The sequence below is a fragment of the Sedimentibacter sp. B4 genome (genome assembly GCF_000309315.1).
Taxonomy (GTDB): domain Bacteria; phylum Bacillota; class Clostridia; order Tissierellales; family Sedimentibacteraceae; genus Sedimentibacter; species Sedimentibacter saalensis.
On the sequence record NZ_CANG01000370.1, the window covers coordinates 1 to 221 of the forward strand.

General features: G+C 70.1%; 1 protein-coding gene. It reads left to right on the forward strand.

What is annotated here, in order from left to right; translation table 11 throughout:
- Nucleotides 1-221: ATP-binding domain-containing protein (locus tag BN358_RS23470; protein WP_198018419.1), on the forward strand; the 221-nt coding region annotated here is incomplete at both ends.

Consider the following 221-nt stretch of genomic DNA (forward strand, 5'->3'; position numbering starts at 1 on the left):
CACCGCGTCCTCGGCGACGACGCGGCCGATCCCGACCAGTTCGTCCGGGTCGAGGTCGTGGACGCCGTGCTTGCCAAGGGACTGGAGTTCGACCACGTCCTGCTGCTCGAGCCCGCCCGTCTCGTCGCCGACGAGCCCGACCATCTCACCGGCCTGCGCCGCCTCTATGTCTGTCTCACCCGCGCGGTGACCAGCCTGACCATCCTGCACGCGGAGCCCTT